13 protein-coding genes and 2 rRNA genes are annotated in these 20298 nt (G+C 53.4%); 5 read left to right on the plus strand and 10 right to left on the minus strand.

Translation table 11 applies throughout. The annotated features are described in order from the left end of the window. The first annotated feature begins 363 nt into the window (after positions 1 to 363). Together KTH_RS22925 and KTH_RS22930 are read left to right on the plus strand one after the other, a co-directional pair. Positions 364 to 1847 (plus strand): 16S ribosomal RNA (locus KTH_RS22925). A gap of 319 nt (positions 1848 to 2166) precedes the next feature. Continuing rightward, positions 2167 to 5144 (plus strand): 23S ribosomal RNA (locus KTH_RS22930). The 16S and 23S rRNA genes sit together here, the layout of an rRNA operon. Positions 5145 to 5371: 227 nt before the next feature. Here the strand turns inward: KTH_RS22930 and KTH_RS22935 are convergent. The 3 genes from KTH_RS22935 to KTH_RS22945 form a co-directional block, all read right to left on the minus strand. After that, complete coding sequence (locus tag KTH_RS22935; RefSeq protein ID WP_497621235.1) at positions 5372 to 5821, minus strand: MaoC/PaaZ C-terminal domain-containing protein; 450 nt, start codon at positions 5819 to 5821, stop codon at positions 5372 to 5374. Between the two features lie 23 nt (positions 5822 to 5844). Next, positions 5845 to 6309: an FAS1-like dehydratase domain-containing protein gene (locus tag KTH_RS22940; RefSeq protein ID WP_497621236.1), complete on the minus strand. Its 465-nt coding sequence runs from the start codon at positions 6307 to 6309 to the stop codon at positions 5845 to 5847. A 90-nt stretch (positions 6310 to 6399) separates the two neighbouring features. Beyond that, on the minus strand, positions 6400 to 7881 hold the full coding sequence (locus KTH_RS22945) for a serine hydrolase (protein ID WP_497621238.1): 1482 nt from the start codon (positions 7879 to 7881) through the stop codon (positions 6400 to 6402). Between the two features lie 637 nt (positions 7882 to 8518). Here KTH_RS22945 and accC point away from each other — a divergent pair. Genes accC through KTH_RS22960 form a run of 3 tightly spaced genes read left to right on the plus strand, consistent with a single transcriptional unit; the run spans position 8519 to position 11675 of the window. Next, a complete protein-coding gene (gene accC / locus KTH_RS22950) occupies positions 8519 to 9871 on the plus strand; it encodes an acetyl-CoA carboxylase biotin carboxylase subunit (RefSeq protein WP_497621240.1) in 1353 nt (450 codons plus the stop codon). Between the two features lie 56 nt (positions 9872 to 9927). Continuing rightward, entirely contained in the window at positions 9928 to 11211 is a 1284-nt protein-coding gene (gene fabF / locus KTH_RS22955; RefSeq protein WP_497621242.1) for a beta-ketoacyl-ACP synthase II, read from the plus strand. An 8-nt stretch (positions 11212 to 11219) separates the two neighbouring features. Next, entirely contained in the window at positions 11220 to 11675 is a 456-nt protein-coding gene (locus KTH_RS22960) for an acetyl-CoA carboxylase biotin carboxyl carrier protein (protein WP_111326282.1), read from the plus strand. A gap of 59 nt (positions 11676 to 11734) precedes the next feature. Here KTH_RS22960 and ilvA read toward each other — a convergent pair whose 3' ends face one another. The 7 genes from ilvA to rsgA all read right to left on the minus strand — a co-directional run bounded on the left by ilvA (position 11735) and on the right by rsgA (position 19971). Further along, positions 11735 to 13033 carry a threonine ammonia-lyase gene (gene ilvA, locus KTH_RS22965; RefSeq protein ID WP_497621245.1) on the minus strand — a complete coding sequence of 433 codons (1299 nt, stop codon included), beginning with the start codon at positions 13031 to 13033 and terminating at the stop codon, positions 11735 to 11737. A 238-nt stretch (positions 13034 to 13271) separates the two neighbouring features. Then, positions 13272 to 13799 (minus strand): hypothetical protein, encoded by a 528-nt coding sequence (locus KTH_RS22970; protein ID WP_497621247.1) that lies wholly within the window; start codon positions 13797 to 13799, stop codon positions 13272 to 13274. 110 nt (positions 13800 to 13909) lie between these two features. Then, the gene (locus KTH_RS22975; protein WP_111326287.1) at positions 13910 to 15703 is read right to left on the minus strand and encodes a R3H domain-containing nucleic acid-binding protein; all 1794 of its coding nucleotides are present in this window, start codon (positions 15701 to 15703) and stop codon (positions 13910 to 13912) included. 10 nt (positions 15704 to 15713) lie between these two features. After that, positions 15714 to 16766: a hypothetical protein gene (locus tag KTH_RS22980; protein ID WP_111326289.1), complete on the minus strand. Its 1053-nt coding sequence runs from the start codon at positions 16764 to 16766 to the stop codon at positions 15714 to 15716. A 33-nt stretch (positions 16767 to 16799) separates the two neighbouring features. Further along, positions 16800 to 17414: a pyridoxal 5'-phosphate synthase glutaminase subunit PdxT gene (gene pdxT / locus KTH_RS22985; protein ID WP_111326334.1), complete on the minus strand. Its 615-nt coding sequence runs from the start codon at positions 17412 to 17414 to the stop codon at positions 16800 to 16802. Between the two features lie 8 nt (positions 17415 to 17422). Further along, positions 17423 to 18310 carry a pyridoxal 5'-phosphate synthase lyase subunit PdxS gene (gene pdxS / locus KTH_RS22990; protein WP_111326291.1) on the minus strand — a complete coding sequence of 296 codons (888 nt, stop codon included), beginning with the start codon at positions 18308 to 18310 and terminating at the stop codon, positions 17423 to 17425. 614 nt (positions 18311 to 18924) lie between these two features. After that, positions 18925 to 19971 (minus strand): ribosome small subunit-dependent GTPase A, encoded by a 1047-nt coding sequence (gene rsgA, locus KTH_RS22995; protein ID WP_170143018.1) that lies wholly within the window; start codon positions 19969 to 19971, stop codon positions 18925 to 18927. Positions 19972 to 20298: the final 327 nt, after the last annotated feature.

Below are 20298 nucleotides of genomic sequence, written 5' to 3' on the forward strand. Positions count from 1 at the left end.
CGGAAGATCACAACGCTCTCAAACAGGAACGTGACCGGTGTGAGGGATGGCAAGCCGCAATGATGACGGGACGAAAATCCCGTTCAAAAAAGGGCTTGACAAAGCGAGGCCGAACTGCTACAATACCGGAGCAATCGAGAAGAGCGCGAAAGCAAAAGAAATGATGCTTATGCGCGTTATGCGAGTACCTTGACAATTGAAGAGTGGAAAACAGAACCGCATGGACGGAGGCTCCTTCCTCCAAGAAGGAGCGCAATGTCAGTTCCTGTTGATTCTGTGATCTGTTCCATTGAGCAGATCAAACACCAACAACCAAGCATGATCGCATATCCTGTGAGGATATGTCGAGATAGAAATAACGCTTGAATGGCGAGTTTGATCCTGGCTCAGGACGAACGCTGGCGGCGTGCCTAACACATGCAAGTCGAACGCCCTTCCCTCGTGGAAGGGAGTGGCGGACGGGTGAGTAACACGTGGGTACCTACCCCGAAGTGAGGAATACCGGCGAGAAATCGCCGACAATACCGCATACGCTCCTTCGGGAGCAAAGCTCGCAAGGGCGCTTTGGGATGGGCCTGCGGCCGATTAGCTAGCTGGTGAGGTAAGAGCTTACCAGGGCGACGATCGGTAGCTGGTCTGAGAGGACGATCAGCCACACTGGGATTGAGAACGGCCCAGACTCCTACGGGGGGCAGCAGTGAGGAATTTTCGGCAATGGGGGCAACCCTGACCGAGCAACGCCGCGTGCAGGAAGACGGCCTTCGGGTTGTAAACTGCTTTTCTGTGGGACGAGCAAGGACGGTACCACAGGAAGAAGCCCCGGCTAACTACGTGCCAGCAGCCGCGGTAATACGTAGGGGGCGAGCGTTGTCCGGAGTTACTGGGCGTAAAGCGCATGCAGGCGGTCGGGTAAGTTTGCACTGACAGTCATCGGCTTAACTGATGAAGGCGTGCGAAAACTGTCCGACTTGAGGGCTCTAGAGGGGTGCGGAATTCCGAGTGGAGCGGTGAAATGCGTAGAGATTCGGAGGAACACCGAAGGCGAAGGCAGCGCCCTGGAGAGTACCTGACGCTCAGATGCGAAAGCTAGGGGAGCGAACGGGATTAGATACCCCGGTAGTCCTAGCCGTAAACGATGACCACTAGATGTCCGGAGTATCGACCCTTCGGGTATCGGAGCTAACGCGTTAAGTGGTCCGCCTGGGGAGTACGGTCGCAAGATTAAAACTCAAAGGAATTGACGGGGACCCGCACAAGCAGCGGAGCGTGTGGTTTAATTCGATGCAACGCGAAGAACCTTACCAGGTCTTGACATCACACTGACAACCCTAGAGATGGGGTCTTCCTTCGGGACAGTGTGACAGGTGCTGCATGGCTGTCGTCAGCTCGTGTCGTGAGATGTTGGGTTAAGTCCCGCAACGAGCGCAACCCTCGTCGCTAGTTGAATGTTCTAGCGAGACCGCCGTTACAAAGCGGAGGAAGGTGGGGATGACGTCAAGTCAGCACGGCCCTTACGACCTGGGCGACACACACGCTACAATGGCCGGGACAAAGGGCAGCCAACCCGCGAGGGGGAGCCAATCCCATCAAACCCGGTCTCAGTTCAGATTGCAGGCTGCAACCCGCCTGCATGAAGTCGGAGTTGCTAGTAACCGTAGGTCAGCACACTACGGTGAATACGTTCCCGGGTCTTGTACACACCGCCCGTCACACCACGAAAGTCGGCAACACCTGAAGCCGCTGGGCTAACCTCATTGAGGGGGCAGGCGTCGAGGGTGGGGTCGGTGATTGGGGTGAAGTCGTAACAAGGTAGCCGTACCGGAAGGTGCGGCTGGATCACCTCCTTTCTAGGGAGTACAGGATGAGGGAGACAGGAAACTGTCCCCGCAGACTCATCCGATCCCAGGTCGAGCAGGAACCAAACAGACAGCACCGGCCAGTGGCTGGTTTCCACTCTTCAGCGGTGAAGGTCCTCGCACCAAGCACGTGAGGGAGGCATACCCCTCCTCACAGAGGATCATATCCCGTCGTACCTGAACAACTGAAGAAGAAAGCAAGCAAAAGAAGAGAATCCTTCAATTTTGCTGAAAAGGTCATCGGTCTGCATCCAGGAGGACGCAGTCCGAAGGACCATGAACACCTCATCATCAAGAGAGCACAGATTGCACACAAGCGCACAAGAGTACGAGGTGGATGCCCAGGTGCCAAACGCCGATGAAGGACGCGGAGACCGGCGAAACGTTCAGGGGGAGCTGCATCCAAGCGATGAGCCCTGAGAATCCGAATGGGGCAACCCATCCAGAGTGATGTCTGGATACCCCTTGCTGAACCCATAGGCAAGGTGGAGGGCAGTGGGTGAACTGAAACATCTCAGTAACCCGACGAAAAGAAATCAACCGAGATTCCCGTAGTAGTGGCGAGCGAACCGGGAAGAGCCCAAACCATTCGTTCTTCGGAACGGATGGGGTTGTAGGACCTGCACTCCCTTGCACAATCGCTACTCGAACAGGCTGGAACGCCTGACCAGAGCGGGTGAGAGTCCCGTAGAGAACGGCGGCTGTACAAGCGCAGGGATCCTGAGTACCACGAGGCACGTGAAACCTTGTGGGAAGCTGGGGGGACCACCCTCCAAGGCTAAACACGTTTGGCAACCGATAGTGAACCAGTACCGTGAGGGAAAGGTGAAAAGCACCCCGAGAGGGGGATGAAAGAGACCCTGAAACCACGTACTCACAAGCTGTCAGAGGTCACTGTCCTCAAGGAGGACCAAGGACTGATGGCGTGCCTTTTGTAGAATGATCCGGCGAGTGGTTCGTTGTCGCAGGTTAACCTTCGGTAAAGAAGGGGAGCCAGAGGGAAACCGAGTCTGAAGAGGGCGCAGAGTGTGGCAAGGAACCGACCCGAAACCGTGTGAGCTACCCATGAGCAGAGTGAAGCGAATGTGAAAGTTCGTCGAGGCTCGCACCCACCAGTGTTGCAAAACTGGGGGAGGACTTGTGGGTAGGGGTGAAATGCCAATCGAACACGGAGATAGCTGGTTCTCCCCGAAATGCATTGAGGTGCAGCCACAGGCAAGAACCCTCGTGGAGGTAGAGCACTGAATGGGCTAGGGGCCAAGTGCTGGTTACCAAACCCAATCAAACTCCGAATGCCACGAGTGCGTCCCTGTGAGTGAGACGGCGGGGGCTAAGCTTCGTCGTCAAAAGGGAAACAGCCCGGACCACCAGCTAAGGTCTCTAAAAGATGCTCAGTGTGAAAGGGAGTCAGTGCGCAATAACAGCCAGGATGTTGGCTTAGAAGCAGCCATCATTGAAAGAGTGCGTAATAGCTCACTGGTCGAGTGAACTGGCACCGACAACGTACCGAGGCTCAAGCATCTTACCGAAGCTGTGGATTGATCTCATATGAGATCAATGGTAGGGGAGCGTTCTTGACCAGAGAAGCCAGACCGTGAGGACTGGTGGAGGGAAAAGAAGTGAGAATGCCGGAATGAGTAGCGTTATATCTGTGAGAACCAGATACACCGAATGCCTGAGGGTTCCTGGGCAACGTCAATCGTCCCAGGGTTAGTCGGGACCTAAGCCGAGGGCGTTAAGCCGTAGGCGATGGAGAGCAGGTAGGACAATCCTGCACCAGAGCAGATCGTTTGAGTGAAGGGGGGACGCGGTCAGGAAGGTGAGCCCGTCGAATGGACAGGACGGGTGCCCTGTCTGAAGCGCGTGGACGAGGAAAATCCCGGCCACAGTGAGCGTGACAGCAGGGCCGAGCGCCCGAAGAGGGTGCGGAAGTCATCGGCCCCCATGCCGCCAAGAAAAGCCTCTAGCGAGATCATGCTCTGCCCGTACCGCAAACCGACACAGGTAGGCAGGGAGACGTCTCTCCAGGTGATCGAGGGAGCCTCTGCTAAGGAACTCGGCAAAATGACCCCGTACCTTTGGAAGAAGGGGGGCCTGAGTAGCTTTCGTGCTGAGAGGCACGGGGGTGAGCAGGCTGCAAGAAATGGGCCCAACCGACTGTTTACCAAAAACACAGGTCTCTGCGAACGCGAAAGCGGAAGTATAGGGGCTGACTCCTGCCCAGTGCCGGAAGGTTACGAGGAGTGGTGAGCGTAGCCATGAATCTAAGCCCCGGTGAACGGCGGCCGTAACTATAACGGTCCTAAGGTAGCGAAATTCCTTGTCGGGTAAGTTCCGACCCGCACGAAAGGAGCAACGAGTTGGGCACTGTCTCGGCAGAGGACTCGGCGAAATTGAAGTACCCGTGAAGATGCGGGTTTCCCACGACAGGACAAAAAGACCCCGTGGAGCTTTACTACACCTTGGCCTGGAAACGAGGCAGGACGTGCGTAGGATAGGTGGGAGCCGGAGAACCCTTCCTTGTGGGGGAGGGGGAGGCAACAGTGAAATACCACTCTCGTTGTGTTTTGTTTCTCACGCGTGAGCCATAAGCTGGCATGCGGACAGGGTCAGGCGGGTAGTTTGACTGGGGCGGTCGCCTCCCAAAGGGTAACGGAGGCGTCCAAAGGTTCCCTCAGGGTGGATGGACATCACCCGAAGAGAGTGCAAAGGCAGAAGGGAGCTTGACTGCGAGGCAGACAGGCCGAGCAGGGACGAAAGTCGGGCTTAGTGATCCCACATTCCCGAGTGGAAGGAGTGTGGCTTAACGGATAAAAGCTACCCCGGGGATAACAGGCTGATCCTGCCCAAGAGTTCACATCGACGGCAGGGTTTGGCACCTCGATGTCGGCTCGTCGCATCCTGGGGCTGGAGTAGGTCCCAAGGGTTGGGCTGTTCGCCCATGAAAGCGGCACGCGAGCTGGGTTCAGAACGTCGCGAGACAGTTCGGTCTCTATCCGTCGTGGGCGCAGGAAGATTGAGGGGAGTCATCTTCAGTACGAGAGGACCGAGATGGCTTGACCGCTGGTGCGTCAGTTGGCCTGCCCGGGCCAGAGCTGAGTAGCTACGTCAAGAAAGGATAAGCGCTGAAAGCATCTAAGCGCGAAGCCGACCCCAAGAAGAGTCTTCCCGCTCTCTCTGAGAGGAGGGAGCCAAGACCCCAGAAAGAAGATCTGGTAGATAGACCGTGCGTGGACGTCTGGTAACAGGCGAAGCGGAACGGGACTAATGGTCGAACGGCTTGTTGAATCGTAGCCTCGCAGGTGAGGGGAAGTGGTGCAGAGGAAGGTGCCCGAGCGGGTGCAGCATCGATGACAGTTCGGCAAAATTGAATGATCGCTCTTTGAAACGTGCTTTCTCGTCTTCAGTGGACAGGAGAAAGAGGTTCGCCCCGGAAACGGGGACGGGCCTTTTTGCATTTTTGGCCCGCCATCAGGCGAAAAGCGCTCCAGTGCTGCACTGAAGCGCTTGGCTCTCTATTCGCGTCTGGAAAGAGCGGCTGTAAAGGTGCCAGTTACCTTTACATCACCTGTTTGATCCACCGCCTGAACTTTTCCGCTGATAAGTCCCTGACCATCTTCCTCTGTTTTTGCTGTGATGGTTCCGCTGCAAGTGATAATGTCTCCCGGGCGAGTCATTCCTTTGAAGCTTACCTGGAATTTACGCAGCGCCTCCGGGCCGATGTAATCACTGAGCATCTGTCCAACAAAGCCCATAATGAGCATGCCGTGGGCGATAACTCCACCTGTTCCTACTTTTTCTCCTAGCTCTGGATCAGTGTGTAGCGGGTTAAAATCACCGGAAGCCCCTGCATAGCGAACCAGTTGTACTTTTGTCACTGGCTCTTTTACCAGTTGAGGAATCTGATCCCCTACCTGGACATCTTCAAAAAAAAGTTTACGAGATACTTCTGCATTTGTTGTCAAAGCTCAAACTCCTTGCTCTGTGGTTATTTGCTCGCTTCTCCCCGGACAATCAGCGTCGTTTTTGCGCTCAAGACATGTTGCTGCTGCTGGTTGGTATAGCGGGTTTCCAGGGTCACAATATCCATATAAGAGCCATCTTTGTTCTGGCGAGACTTGCCGCTGACAATAGTGGTCACTCCGGTCAGTGTGTCCTCGGGATAGATCGGGGCAATGTACTCGTATTCCTCTTCTCTGTGTAAAAGACGCTCCACATCAACCCCGACTTCCTTGAGCTGTTCCCAGAGAAGCGCGTTTCCCCAGAAGCTAAACATGGTAGGAGCAGTGGGAGAAAGGGGAATATCACGATAACCGGCGGCCTGGGCGTCCTCTCGACTCTGATAAATGGGATTGGAATCGCCTATTGCAAGCGCTAGCTCGCGGATTTTGCAACGCTCGACCTCATAACGAAAAGGAGGAAAGCTTTGTCCTACTTTACTGGTGTCAAACATATGAAATAGCTCGCTCCTCTCAAAAGCTGATAATGCCACCAGTATCGGTCTTCCTGGCATCGATGTCAAGCGCCGGAGGAAGTTGCTGTATTAGGGCCTCTGACGCCTTTTAAAAGTGGCGATGGAGGGTATTCTGAGCTCTTCTACCTGCCCGTTCCTGTCCAGAACGAAAGTGATAAAATCAATGCCAACAACTGGCTTCTTCCAGGTCAGTTTAAAAGTATCATAATGCCAGTGCTCTAGATCGCCCTCCATCGGCCCGAAGTGGAAGGTCAGATGATTTGCCTCTTCGGTAATAGTTGCGGTTCCGTAAAAAAGATCTTCATAGGCTCCGGCATACTCTTTCAGGGGGAGTGACGGTTGTGTATTCTGGATATGGTTGGCTTCCAGCATGGCCCAATCGCGTGCAACCCATTCTTTTACCAGCTCTTGCTGCTGTTTGCAGAGCTGGAGATATTTACTGTTCCAATCCCTATCTTGAATCTCAAGATACCAGTCAATGAGCTGATGCTTGAGTACTGCCTGTATATGTTGAGTATTGCCGCCATTGGTCAACAGAACCATGCCAAAGCGCTCTTCTGGCAACAGCGTAATCAGTGCACCCATGCCGAGCGAAGAGCCAGGTGCTTCAACCACTTTATAGCCACGATAATCGGACAGAAACCAGCCCAAGCCATAGGTAATGAAATGAGACTCAGGATGAAGGGCACGAGCGGCTTCTGAGGTATCAACGATCTGAGGTGTATGCAGCTCTCGAATCACTTCGGAGCTCAGGATTCTCTTTTGCTTATAGTGCCCGTTATTCAGATGAAGTCTGGCCCACTGAGCCAGCTCAACTGCGTTGCTTACGATGCCAGTTCCGGGACCGACATTGTCCGGTATCGAAGTGAAATACGACTCTTGCTCTCCATTCGCCTCAATATGGGGCATAGCCGCGTTTTTTGTCCGTAGCAGGGTTTGCTGTGAGGTACCACTGGCATTCATACCTAGCGGCTTAAAGAAGCGCTCTTTGATAAAGCTTTCCCATCTTTGCCCGGTCACTGCTTCTATGATCAACCCTGCAACTGTGTACATAAATGTATAGGAGCCAGCGCGTGTCCGAAAGCCATAGAGAGGCTTTTGAAAGCGCAGGCGACGGATAACCTCGCGGCGATCAAAGTCGCCGCCAAAACGCATCAGATCTCCTCCCTCAAGGCCACTACGGGCGCTAAGCAGATCACGGATCGTGATTTCCTGGGTGACATAGGGATCGTAGAGCTGGAAATCTGGAATATAGCTGATCACGGGATCATCCCAGTCAAGTTTCTGCTCATCTACCAGGAGCCCAATCGCTGCCGCAGTGAAGGTCTTGGTCACGGAAGAGCTGCCAAAGAGAGTGTGTTCAGTCACATGCTTTGTCTCGCCCGCCTTACGCACCCCATATCCTTTTGAGAACAGGATCTCGTCATCTTTCACAAGAGAAAGAGCCAGACCGGGAATATGCCAATCACGGCGCACGCGCTCAATGTAGTCGTTGAGCCTGCGCGTTGCTTCCAGCCGTGCCTTTGTGGAAGGTGAATTGAGATCTTGCATATCTACTCCTTTGATAACACCGGACACGAAATAGCAGCACACAAGCGTACTTCTCGCTGGCCTAACCCTGAAGCTGCCTCTTCTCGGTGAAGTTCTGTTTGTTCCTGAAAACAAGGAATGCTCCCATGCGTCGGACCTTTCATCAAAGAGAAAAAATGGAGAGAGGAAAGTGTTCTCTCCTTCTGGCATGGTGAGCCACCGGCACTGGTCTCTGTTCCCGGACCTTTCCTTTATAATACGGTAGCATCGGGTCAATGGCGACAGCAGGCACAGGTGAGATGGCCGCACTATGTATATGATACGCTCCTTTTTCAAAATCACAGCGAGCCGCGCTCAATCACGGGAAACCCTGCTGTAGAAGCCGCGTGGGAGCGGTTCTGATGTGCTTCTTCTCTTTTGAGAAGGGAGCAGATAGGGGACCGGAAATGGCGTGCGCTTTTTACTTTTCGAGTGGGAGTATGTCTTTTTTGAAAGAGCGGGTAGGGCTGTAGGCTAGTTGTACTAGCCCGTTGTAAGTGAGCGTGGTATAATCAGCGTAAAAATAAAATTCCCCCCTCACCAAGGGCTAAAGAGCGAGAGGAGTAGGGTGAAGCCTTTTTCTTTCTTTCTCATTTCATAATGCTTCACCGTTGAACTTATGTTTCGAAAAATTTTGATTGCCAATCGTGGAGAAATCGCGTTGCGTGTTATCCGCGCTTGCCGGGAGATGGGGATACGTAGCGTTATTGTTCACTCGGAAGCTGATCGTGAGTCGTTGCCGGTTCGGCTGGCAGATGAGCGCATTTGCATAGGTCCTGGACCGAGTGGAAAGAGCTATTTGAATATTCCCAATATCATCAATGCTGCACTTATCTCAAATGCAGAGGCTATCCATCCCGGATACGGATTTCTCTCTGAGAACACGAGTTTTGTTGAGTTCTGTAAAGACGTAAACCTGACCTTTATTGGCCCCTCGGTTGAAGCGATGCAACTGATGGGTGATAAGGTGTCGGCTCGCGAAGCGATGGCTCAGTATGGTTTGCCTACGCTCGCTGGCACTCCGGTGCTGCACTCACTGGAAGAAGCTCAGCAGGCGGCTCGCGAAGTGGGGTTCCCTTTGATGCTCAAAGCGGTGGCCAGTGGCGGTGGACGCGGCATCCGTCTGGTCAGAAGCATGGAAGAGTTCAACCGCGTGTTCCCCATTGCGCAAAATGAGGCGCGTGAGGCGTTCCGTGATGACGGAATTTATCTTGAGCGCTTTGTTGAAAAGGCCCGCCATATTGAGATACAGGTGCTTGTAGATCACTATGGCAATGGCGTACACCTGGGCGAGCGTAACTGTTCTTGCCAGCGCCGAAATCAGAAAGTGCTGGAAGAGGCTCCGAGCCCATTGCTGCCTCGTGAGCTCTGTGAAGAGATCGGCATGAAGGCGATTGAGGCCGTGAAGGCGATCGGCTATCGCAATGCCGGTACGCTGGAATTTCTGGTAGATGAGCAGAACCGCTACTATTTCATGGAGATGAACACGCGCCTTCAGGTGGAACACCCGGTAACGGAGTATGTGACCGGGATCGACCTTGTGAAGGAGCAAATCCGTGTTGCTGCGGGCCTGCCATTGCAGCTACGTCAGGAAGATATCAAATTCCAGGGTCATGCAATTGAGTGTCGTATCACTGCCGAAGATGCAGACGCCGATTTCCGGCCACAAACCGGAACGGTGGAAGCGTATCTTCCTCCCAGTGGGCCTGGAGTACGTGTAGATAGTCACCTCTATGCCGGCTATGAAATCCCGCCGCATTATGATTCTCTGCTGGCAAAATTGATTGTCTGGGCTGATACTCGTGATGAAGCAATTGCACGTATGCAGCGCGCTCTGGATGAATACACTATTGAGGGTGTAGTCACAACGATTCCTTTCCATAAGCGCTTGTTAAGCCACAAGAAATTCATTGAAGGGGATACGTATACCCGCTTCATTCAGGAAGAGGCTGAAGCGTTAGGAATCAGTTGATCTCAGGCGCGGGGCGTCCGCCTGAGCAGGATGGCGGATAGCCTGTATGTGATACGATGAAAGATCAGAAAGGACAAGTCCTTACAACAGGAGGTGGCTTTGTGTCTCGCGTCGTTGTAACCGGTATGGGGCTGATTACATCTCTAGGAAATGATCTCAACACTTCCTGGGATGCCCTCTGTCAGGGAAAATCCGGTGTCAATATTATTACCTCATACGACACAAGTAAGCATCGAGTCCATTTCGGTGCGCAAATTAAAGACTTTGATCCTCTGCTCTATATGGATCGCAAAGAAGCACGCCGCAATGATCCCTATGAGCAGCTCTCGATAGCCGTTACGAAACAGGCTCTTGCACAGGCTGGCCTGGAAATTACCGGCGATATCGCCGATGACGTTGGCGTCTATATCGGTAGTGGCATTGGAGGCCTGACATCACTGCACGATCAGTTCCGCGTGCTGCATGAGAAGGGGCCGGACCGCATCAGCCCGTTCTTCATCAACATGATGATTATTGATGGCGCCTCGGGTATTGTCTCGATCCTGACCGGAGCACGTGGTCCAAACTGGGCCGCAGTCTCTGCCTGTGCTACCAGTGGGAATACCATCGGTGAGGCATGGGAGACCATCCGCCGTGGCGACGCAAAGGTGATGATTGCAGGTGGCGCTGAGAAAGCGATCACGCCGATCGCGATGGCTGCATTTGATAACATGCATGCTCTATCGCGGCGCAATGATGATCCACAGGGGGCCAGCCGCCCCTTTGATGCAACCCGCGATGGCTTTGTTATGGGTGAAGGCGCGGCAGTCCTGATCCTGGAAGATCTGGAATTCGCCAAAGCGCGTGGCGCGACGATCCTGGCCGAACTGGTCGGGTATGCCAGCACTGCCGACGCGCACCATATTACAGATCCCGCTCCTGGTGGAGAGGGCATGGTCCGCGCGATGCGACGTGCGTTGCAGAAGGCAAACCTGCGACCTGAGCAGGTTGACTATATCAACGCGCATGGCACGTCAACTCCGCCCAATGATCGAAATGAGACCGCAGCCATTAAGACCTGCTTTGGCGAGCATGCCTATAAGCTGGCGGTGAGCTCGACGAAGTCGATGACCGGTCATACGCTAGGCGCTGCCGGGGCCGTCGAGTCCGTCATTTCGATTCAGTCTATTCTGAATAACACGATTCCGCCGACCATCAACTTACACAATCCTGATCCAGACTGTGATCTTGATTATGTGCCAAATGAGGCCCGTTATACCCCGGTAAACGTGGCAATGTCAAACTCAATGGGCTTCGGCGGTCACAACACCTGCTTAATCTTTAAGCGCTACGAAGAGTAAGAAGAGCTATGAAATCAGAGAAGAATACATCATGGTTAGAGCGCGTTGAAGCAATTGTTCAGGTGCTTGAAGGCAGCTCAATTGGAGAATTGGAGCTTGCTGAGGGCGATCTGGAGATCACTGTTCGACGTGATCCCGGTGTTGTGCTTGTCTCTGGTGGTGGCACTCCACAGAGAGCAAGCGGCGTTCGCAGTGTCGGCAAAGCCGAAAAAGCGACAAAAGATGTTGCGATAAACGCGCCTCTGACAGGCGTCTATTATACTGCATCCTCCCCTTCGACTCCGCCATTTGTGAATGTTGGCGATACAATCTCGGTTGGACAGGTTGTGGCCCTGATTGAATCCATGAAGGTCTTTAACGAAGTGGTTTCAGATGTGTCGGGCCGTGTCACCGCCATTCTGGCAAACAATGGCGATGTCGTCCAGAAAGGGAGCGCTATTATTCGCGTCGAACCCAACGCCTGACAAGAACAACAAAAAAGAAGGCCCTTTGCACTCACAATGCAAAGGGCCTTCTTTCGGCCTTATTCAAACGACTGTGCCTCTTCGACCATATAACCTGCGGCACGGAGACTTTGTAGCAACTCCTCGCATTGGCGTCGGTCGCGTGTTTCCAGGGTGATTGTTTCTTCACGCTGCATAATCGGAAGTTTGGATGTAATTCGCTGATAGCGTACGTCAACGACATTGATGCGCATATCTGTAATGATCTGAAGCAGGCGCATCAGTTCACCGGGGCGGTCATTCAGGCGGGTATGGATCACAAAATAGCGTCCCGAGATGGCCATTCCATGCTCAATAAAGCGCCCAACCAGATGCATATCAATATTGCCGCCAGTCAGTGGGACAAGTACCTTTTTCCCTTTCAGTTTGACTGTTCCACTGAGAAGCGCCGCCAGGCCGACAGCGCCGGCCCCTTCAACGACCATTTTGTTGCGCTCCATCAGCAGAAGAACCGCCTTGATGATCTCCTCATCGTTTACCAGCACAACATCATCTACCAGCTTCTGAATAATGGAGAATGTGAGTTCTCCCGGTCGTTTGGTGGCTATGCCATCTGCGATCGTTGCGATTGCTGGAAGCTCTTTCGGGGAACCGGCATCCAATGAGGCTCGACAACTGGGCGCCCCTTCAGCCTGTACCCCGATGATCGTTATATCTGGCTTGAGTGCTCGGGCGGCGATCGCGATACCAGAGATGAGCCCGCCGCCGCCAATAGGCACAAGGATAGCCTCTGCATCGGGGAGGTCGTTCAGCATTTCCAGACCGAGCGTTCCCTGACCCGCTATCACATCAGGGTCATCAAAGGCGTGAATAAAGGTTGCTCCGGTCCTGCTCTGTAACTCGCGACAGTAGCGGTACGCGTCGTCGTATGTGGTGCCATGCAATTCGACTTTCGCGCCATACTCTTGCGTTGCCATGACTTTTGCCAGAGGGGCTACCTCGGGCATCACAATTGTACAGGGTGTGTTGTTCTGTGCTGCCGCGATAGCGACTCCCTGGGCATGGTTCCCGGCTGATGCTGCGATAACGCCAGCTTGAAGCTGTTCCGGGGTAAGTCGTGAGATCTTAAAAGCGGCTCCACGTGTTTTGAAGGAGCCCCCACGCTGCATATGCTCTGCCTTGAGATAGACATCTGCTCCAGTCATTTTACGGAATGTCTGTGAAGGCGCGAGAGGGGTATGATGAATATTCGGTTTCAGAAATTTATAGGCTTGCCAGATATCGGCGATAGTCGGTATACGCTGCTCAACTGTTTGCTGACGTATGGTAGTTTCAGGTTCAGCCGTATCTACAGTTGAGTCATTTTCGATAATATGCATTGTTACCCTATGACTCCTTTCTGGCCCCCCGCAGGACACAGCCACCTTCCTGGTGGAGCAGTTTATGCGGCATTGCACAAGTACTTTGAGGAGCATTATAACACGTGCCACTACTGTCTACAATCAATGCAACACTGAGACTAGAAGATGCGGTCTCTTCCACTCTCTCAGGAGCAAGAGCAAGAAATTTCTCTCCTCTTTTCATTACGAGGAGGAATGAAAAAAAGTAGGGTTGTGCTTATGAACGTTTCAAAGAAATGTGAAATGTCTGTTTCACATTTTTGCTTAAGAGAAGGTAGAAAAACTCGACAGGAAAAAGAAGAAAGAGGAGTAGATATTGCACATTGGTATGGGGGACAAGTAGTGAGAGCAAGGGAACCTGTAGATGAAAGATGGCTGCCAGGCAAAGCGATATGAATTGCAGGATGCCAAGCAGATTGTTCACAAGCGCGAGCCAGTAGGCCCACCGCTTGAGTTTCCAGAAGCCCCAGCTTTGAAGCAGACAGAGTATCTCCAGGGCGAATAACAACAGCATAGAGCCCGCAAGCGTCAAACTCTCCCGAGAGAAAAGCCGGCCAAGTAGTGGTTCGCCCATTGACAGTGACATGGCAATCACGGAAAAAAACAGGCTGATAAAAAAGAGCTGCAACAGGGCAAGCAATGCCGCACTAAGCAGCGAGAAGAGTGCTGAGAGTGTTACCCCTGTAGGGCGACGATGTGCTGATTGCAGGACATAGAAAGGTTTATCAGAGACTGTCTGTCGCATCGAGTATCCGTTTCCTTGCGTATTTTCTATGGAAGAGGCCTGAAAAGGGGCCGGTTCTCCATTCCGGCCCCGATAAACTGCCTTATCCTTCCTTCTTGTGTGCCTTTTCTTTAATCACGGGCGCGAAAAATTTTGACCCGGCGATTTGGCTCCTTCCCTCTACTTCGCGATATCAAATTGTAACGAGTAGCCATCTCATGCTGCAAGCGCCGGATGTATGCATTTGCAGGCGGGAGTTCGGCATTCGTCAGCTCTTTGTTCAAAACCTGCTGAATAATATCCTCGGTTTCGATAAGGGCTCGGCGTGTTGGATCATCATGTTGCGGATCATCCAGCGAGTTCTGCTCTTCCTCTCGCTCCGCGATGCCTCCGGCAGGTAGCTTGAAGACACGAGCAAGTGCCTGTTCCATCTGCATCACGGTATTATTACGCAGAATAATGATCAGCTTGCCCTCTTGCTCAGCATCCTGCAAACGCTCAATCTGACGTCGATAGTAGTTTTTCAGTGTAATGACGGCATCAGCTTCTTTCTGATGATTTGTAATGGTAATGGGCACGCGCAGGTTCCGGGCAGCATCCATCAGGCGATCTCGGTTCACGCCAAAGGGATAGACGCGCAGCGTTTTCAGCGCGGGTTGCTGAACCTTTTCTGGCTCTTCTTCCTGCTCTTCCATAAGAGCCGGTGATGGCGCGGTCAAAAAAGCGGTTGATGCCTCTTTCCCGGTTGTGCCGGTTGCAGCCAGCGCCCTTAACGGCGGAAGCTGGAGAGCTGTTTTCCCTCCGCCCCGCGAGCCTGATGTGTTAATCTGCCGAAGGGAACCCCCGTTGCGAAAGGAACCGGTCGACATTCCACGTCCCTGAGCGTTCACCCCCCAGCCGGGAACGCCCATTCCTCCGGTGGTAATGCGCCGCAGAGAAACATGGTCAGTATCGCTATCACGGGTGCGCTCTTCTGCGACAACCGCCTGTCCACGAAGCATTGCATCGATGGTCTCCGCAACGTCCCGATGGACAATCACCTCGTCCCAGCTCTGTTGCTCCACTACAACATCAAAGGTAGGAGGCGCTTTACGCTCTAGAATACTCTTTTGCGTCTGGCGGCGGCGGGCTTCCTCATCTCCTAATGTGACCGATTGCAGGCCACCCACGAGATCAGAGAGTGTCGGGTTTACCAGCAGGTTACCCAGAGAATTACCGTGGGCCGTAGCGACAAGCTGAACACCACGCTCCGCAATGGTACGAGCGGCGGCTGCTTCAAGCTCATTTCCGATCTCATCGATCACGATCACTTGAGGCATATGGTTTTCGACCGCTTCGATCATGACTGCATGCTGCTCTGCTGTACGTGCAACCTGCATCCGGCGTGCACGACCAATACCGGGATGTGGGATATCGCCATCCCCGGCTATTTCGTTGGAGGTATCAACCACAATGACGCGCTTATTTGCTTCGTCTGCAAGGACGCGGGCAACCTCACGCAGCAGGGTTGTTTTTCCCACACCGGGGCGACCAAGAATCAGAATAGACTGTCCCTGCTCCACAATATCGCGAATCAGAGCAATGCTGCCCAGTACCGCACGCCCAATGCGGCAGGTCAGACCGACAATTCTGCCCTTGCGATTGCGCAGGGCGCTGATGCGGTGCAGAGTCCGCTCAATACCAGCGCGATTGTCGTCGCCAAATTCGCCGATACGTTCAACCACATATTCGAGGTCGGCATAGGTGACAGGCTCTTCACCCAGAATCACTTCACTATCCGGGAAGCGACCCTCTGGGAGCCGTCCAAGGTCCATCACGATCTCCAGCAGTTCTCCTCGGTTCTCAAGCCGATTGACCGCATCGCGGATGCTGGGAGGAAGGGTAGCCAGCAGAGCCTCTAGATCGTCAGTGACCACATGTTGCATAGGCAGTTTTTCACCTCATTAGTTTTTGGCGAGAATTGACCGTCCCCAGGCCCTTCAAGCCATAGGCCGCTCTTTGCTCAAGCAGGGGGACTGTGCTGGACTTCATAGCCAGGCGGGCTACGTGCCGCACGAGCAAGACCCTGGTGGAATCGTGCTCAAATCCACTGTTACGCAGAGCGGTAATAACGCCTGTATCATATTCGCGCACAAAGCAGTAAATGCGCTGTGCGCTATATTCCAGCAACCGATTGATACCGAATTTGAGCAGGGGTTCGGCAAGATCGGTATGCTCTGGATGCACATTCAAACAGATGCGGTGCGGCGTGGTGCCATGTCCACGACAGAGCCGCAGCCATGCTCCCAGTCGGACACCCATGTCACAGACATAGTTCTCACTTCCTCCTTGAAAGAGGGCGGTCATCGGGTTCTGAGTGCCGACATGGAGTTGAGCATACTCTTCGCTGCTATCCAGAAGTTCCGCCATTTGCACCCGTTGTGGGGTGGTAGCGCGGTAGATCTGGTGCAGTCCCCAGGCGTAGTGGCGATGCCAGCGCCTCAGAGACGACAGGTTGAGGCCGGTGCCATCGGCAGGCTGCTGCCCTCCATTATAGACGTAGAGCAGTTCGCGTGCATAGCGCTGAAAGCCTGAACGCAGGAAGAGCTCCTGTTCCGGCGCGTCATCCTCAACTTTCGCGAAGATGCGAAGAATACCATGTGTCGCAGCGGCTTCTAGTGCATAATCCAGGAGCGCTGTCAGTATTTCTTCGCTGGAAATAGTTCTGTTTGTCATGGAGGCCAGGTAGGAAAGGTCCCAACCCCGTCGTGATGGTCGCTCCTGGACCTGGGCAAAGCCGAGGAGACGCCAATGATCTTCACAAATCCATGTACGCGAGGCAGGGTTAATACGGAGGATATTCCTCAGGAGAGGAGCGGGCGCAAAATCTCTCTCTACGGGCTCTAGCCAGCACACAAAGTTAGCATATTCGTGCTGTTTACTACGAGCACGACGGTCCATAGTATAGATGATTCCCGGCAAATCGACAAATAATACCGGTCGTATCATCCAATGCTCCCGCGGCGTTGAGGGGCACGGAATTTATGCCCCTACCTGCACGCCCTCTACTATGCGGAGAAAGTATTTGTGGAAGCGTGGGTCGCCCGAAACCTCCGGGTGAAACGCAGTACCTAACTTGTTTCCTTCACGGACAGCAACGATGGTTCCATCGTCGAGCGTTGCCAGCACTTCTACATCGGGACCGACCTTTTCAACGGCGGGGCCACGAATAAAGAAGGCATGGAATGGCGCTTCACCAAGTTCTGATACTGCAAGATCAGTCTCAAAACTTTCCCGCTGACTGCCAAATGCGTTCCGACGGACACGAATATTAAGTGCGCTTAACAGGGGTTGACCCTGGAGCGCGTTATCCGTTTCTTTTGCGAGCAGGATTAAACCTGCACATGTTCCCCAAACGGGGACGCCTTGCGCGATTTTTGCTTTTAAAGGCTCAAACAGGTCATAAATGACCATGAGTTTGCCGATAGTTGTACTTTCACCACCAGGTATAATTATACCATCTACATCGTCCAGGTGTTTGGGGAGCCGAATTGCTCGGCTTTCGGCCCCCACTTGTTCTAGCATCTTGATATGGGCTTCAAAATCGCCCTGTAATGCTAATACGCCGATACGTGGTCGTGAGTTGCGTGTTTCCATAGCCTGAATTACCATCCACGTTTTGCCATCAAAGCATCTTGTGGCAACGTATCCAGATTGATTCCGACCATTGGTTCGCCCAGATTGCGTGAAACCTCCGCCAGAATCTCAGGGTCTTGATAATGGGTGGTTGCGCGAACAATGGCTTTTGCCCGCTTCAATGGATCACCAGATTTAAAGATACCCGAGCCAACAAAGATACCCTCAGCCCCCAGGCGCATCATCAGGGCTGCGTCGGCAGGAGTTGCGACACCACCGGCGGAAAAGTTAACCACTGGCAGCTTACCGGTACGTGCGACTTCCCGCACCAGCTCGTACGGAGCTCCCAGATTCTTGGCCTCTGTCATCAGCTCTTCTTCCGGGAGGTTCTGAAGCTTACGGATACCATCCATAATGGTGCGCATATGGCGAACGGCCTCAACAATATTTCCGGTTCCTGCTTCACCTTTTGTGCGCAGCATCGCGGCTCCTTCACCAACACGTCGGAGGGCCTCACCCAGATCGCGAGCGCCACAGACAAACGGCACGTTGAAGAGATGCTTATTGACGTGGTAATGCTCATCTGCCGGGGTCAGAACCTCGGATTCATCAATACAGTCCACGCCAATGGACTGTAGAATTTCCGCCTCAACGAAATGGCCGATACGGCACTTTGCCATCACGGGGATCGTGACGGCTTCCTTGATCTGAATAATCAGCTCGGGGTCGCTCATGCGTGCAACTCCACCCTGAGCACGAATATCGGCGGGAACACGTTCAAGGGCCATAACTGCCGCTGCACCAGCCTCTTCCGCGATTCTGGCCTGCTCCGCGGTCACGACGTCCATGATGACGCCGCCCTTCAGCATCTCTGGAAAGCTACGCTTTACTGATACTGTACCTGTCTGCTTCTCCATACGTTTTGATCTCCTGGATGCTACTATTATCTTTCTGCTCGTTTGATAGCGTATTCATTATGCCAGATTCTAGCATACTGTGCTAGCGAGCGGTACAGCCAATTTGAACTTGTCATACCAGCCATATGCTCAATGGGTGATGGTATTCGAGGGGGAACGTGTGTTGTCTCGGGCTGTGCCGTGGCTTTTTTCCTCTCTTCACTCATTATCGGCTTTGCTTCATGAGACTTGAGCCAGCTTCGCATATTTGATAGAACGGGTATTTTAGATAGAACTTCCTTCTGCGTCTATTCAGGTAGATAGTGAGAAAGAGGGAAAGGACATGCCAGTTTCTTTGGATTGGGTTCAGATTACGCTCTTTGCAGCAGTGGTGCTCCTCTTGCTGGACTGCGCGTTGCGCAAGCAGGGCCGCGAGAACTGGCTGTACTGGCTCCTGATTATTCTTCTGGTGCCAACCGTAGGGCCGCTGCTCTTTCTGCTGTGCTGGGGGGGGGGTCACTCCTCTGCTCGCTGTGGACATCGTGCCAGAAACTACCTGAGCCCGATGTCAAAGAGGCAAGGGAGGAAGAGCTTCTTCCTTATCAGGTGCTGCACGAAAGAAGGGCGGAGCGCTTTTAGCGCTCCTCGCCCATATACATACGTACGTAGCTTTTGTGGCGCGATTCCGCGACGACCCCATCTTCTACCGCCTGAAGGATCGCACAACCCTCTTCGTTGATATGGGTACAGTCATTATACAGGCATTCTCCCAGGTACGGGCGGAACTCCACGAAGCACCAGGCCAGTTCCTCAGCGGGAATATTCCAGGCGGCCAGAGCACGAATACCGGCTGAGTCGGCCAGCCAACCACCGCCAGACAGCGGGTATAGCCGTGAACCGGTTGTGGTGTGACGACCTTTCCCGGTGGCCTCGCTGACCTCACTGGTCCGAATATCCATTCCCGGCTCAAGCGCATTGACCAGCGAGGACTTGCCCACGCCCGAAGGCCCGGTGAACAGCGTGGTATGCTCTTTCAGGTGTGCTCGTAGCTCCTCTATTCCTTCTCCGGTGTGAGCGCTCGTAAAGATGAGCGTATAGCCGAGCTTACGGTACTGTTCGGCTGCTTCCTCAATTGCAGAGGCATGAGGTAAATCAGCTTTATTCAAGCAAATGAGCGCTTGCAGGCGCGTTGCCTCGCAGATTGCCAGGTAGCGATCAAGAAAGCCAAAATGGGGCTCTGGCTGAGCGACCGCAAGCACGATAACCACCTGATCAAGATTGGCGAGAAGGGTTTGAGGAACGATCTTTTCTGCGGTTGAGCCCGCATCTTTCCGTGAAAGCTCACTTTGACGAGGGAGAATCTCTTCAATCAGTCCGTTTTGTTCATCAAGACGCCGAAGCTTGACATAATCCCCGACAGAGATCCGTGTTGGTGAAGTGGGTCCTGACTCTTCTGATTTACTTCGTTTGCTCTGTTCGCGCTCTTCGCGTAACAACTGATAGACATTCACCGAGGCGCGGGGACGGCCTTTACTGCGCGTAGCGGCCTGAGCCCTGGCAAATGCTTTCTTCAGTTTTCCTCGCAGAGTACAGCGGATAATCCCGCTATCGGTGTGCACTTCGTAGATGCCATGTGCACCATGAAGCACGATTCCGGTGAGAAGTTCCGGGTTTTCGATCAAGCGCAATCCCTCCAAATGAAGAATATATTCACGGCTGAAAATGAGAACGAGAAACGTATCTACCGTGCGGAGGGAGCGAGCGGACGACAGCAGCATTGAGGCTGCCGGGCGGTTAACGCGGTCCAGGTGTGTGGGAAGGCCTGCTAGACGAGAAGACCTGGCCGGTTATCATGCAGCTCTTACCCTCGTGCCGGGTAGATAAGGTGCATTCAAGCACATTTAAAACACGAACGTGCTTTTTCATAGGCTGCACCTCCAAGAGACTGGCCGAGCCAGAATTTGAACGAACTATTTCCCCGACGGTACTTGTTCCAGCATACAAGAAAA

It is taken from the genome of Thermosporothrix sp. COM3, from assembly GCF_059696735.1.

What these genes read in the sequence shown, in the direction of transcription:
- pdxT (WP_111326334.1), bottom strand. Translation starts at nt 17,414, where the DNA reads ATGGAAACACGCAACTCACGACCACGTATCGGCGTATTAGCATTACAG.
- fabF (WP_497621242.1), top strand. Translation starts at nt 9,928, where the DNA reads ATGAAAGATCAGAAAGGACAAGTCCTTACAACAGGAGGTGGCTTTGTG.
- ilvA (WP_497621245.1), bottom strand. Translation starts at nt 13,033, where the DNA reads ATGCATATTATCGAAAATGACTCAACTGTAGATACGGCTGAACCTGAA.
- KTH_RS22945 (WP_497621238.1), bottom strand. Translation starts at nt 7,881, where the DNA reads ATGCAAGATCTCAATTCACCTTCCACAAAGGCACGGCTGGAAGCAACG.
- KTH_RS22970 (WP_497621247.1), bottom strand. Translation starts at nt 13,799, where the DNA reads ATGCGACAGACAGTCTCTGATAAACCTTTCTATGTCCTGCAATCAGCA.
- KTH_RS22980 (WP_111326289.1), bottom strand. Translation starts at nt 16,766, where the DNA reads ATGATACGACCGGTATTATTTGTCGATTTGCCGGGAATCATCTATACT.
- accC (WP_497621240.1), top strand. Translation starts at nt 8,519, where the DNA reads ATGTTTCGAAAAATTTTGATTGCCAATCGTGGAGAAATCGCGTTGCGT.
- KTH_RS22975 (WP_111326287.1), bottom strand. Translation starts at nt 15,703, where the DNA reads ATGCAACATGTGGTCACTGACGATCTAGAGGCTCTGCTGGCTACCCTT.
- KTH_RS22940 (WP_497621236.1), bottom strand. Translation starts at nt 6,309, where the DNA reads ATGTTTGACACCAGTAAAGTAGGACAAAGCTTTCCTCCTTTTCGTTAT.
- pdxS (WP_111326291.1), bottom strand. Translation starts at nt 18,310, where the DNA reads ATGGAGAAGCAGACAGGTACAGTATCAGTAAAGCGTAGCTTTCCAGAG.
- KTH_RS22960 (WP_111326282.1), top strand. Translation starts at nt 11,220, where the DNA reads ATGAAATCAGAGAAGAATACATCATGGTTAGAGCGCGTTGAAGCAATT.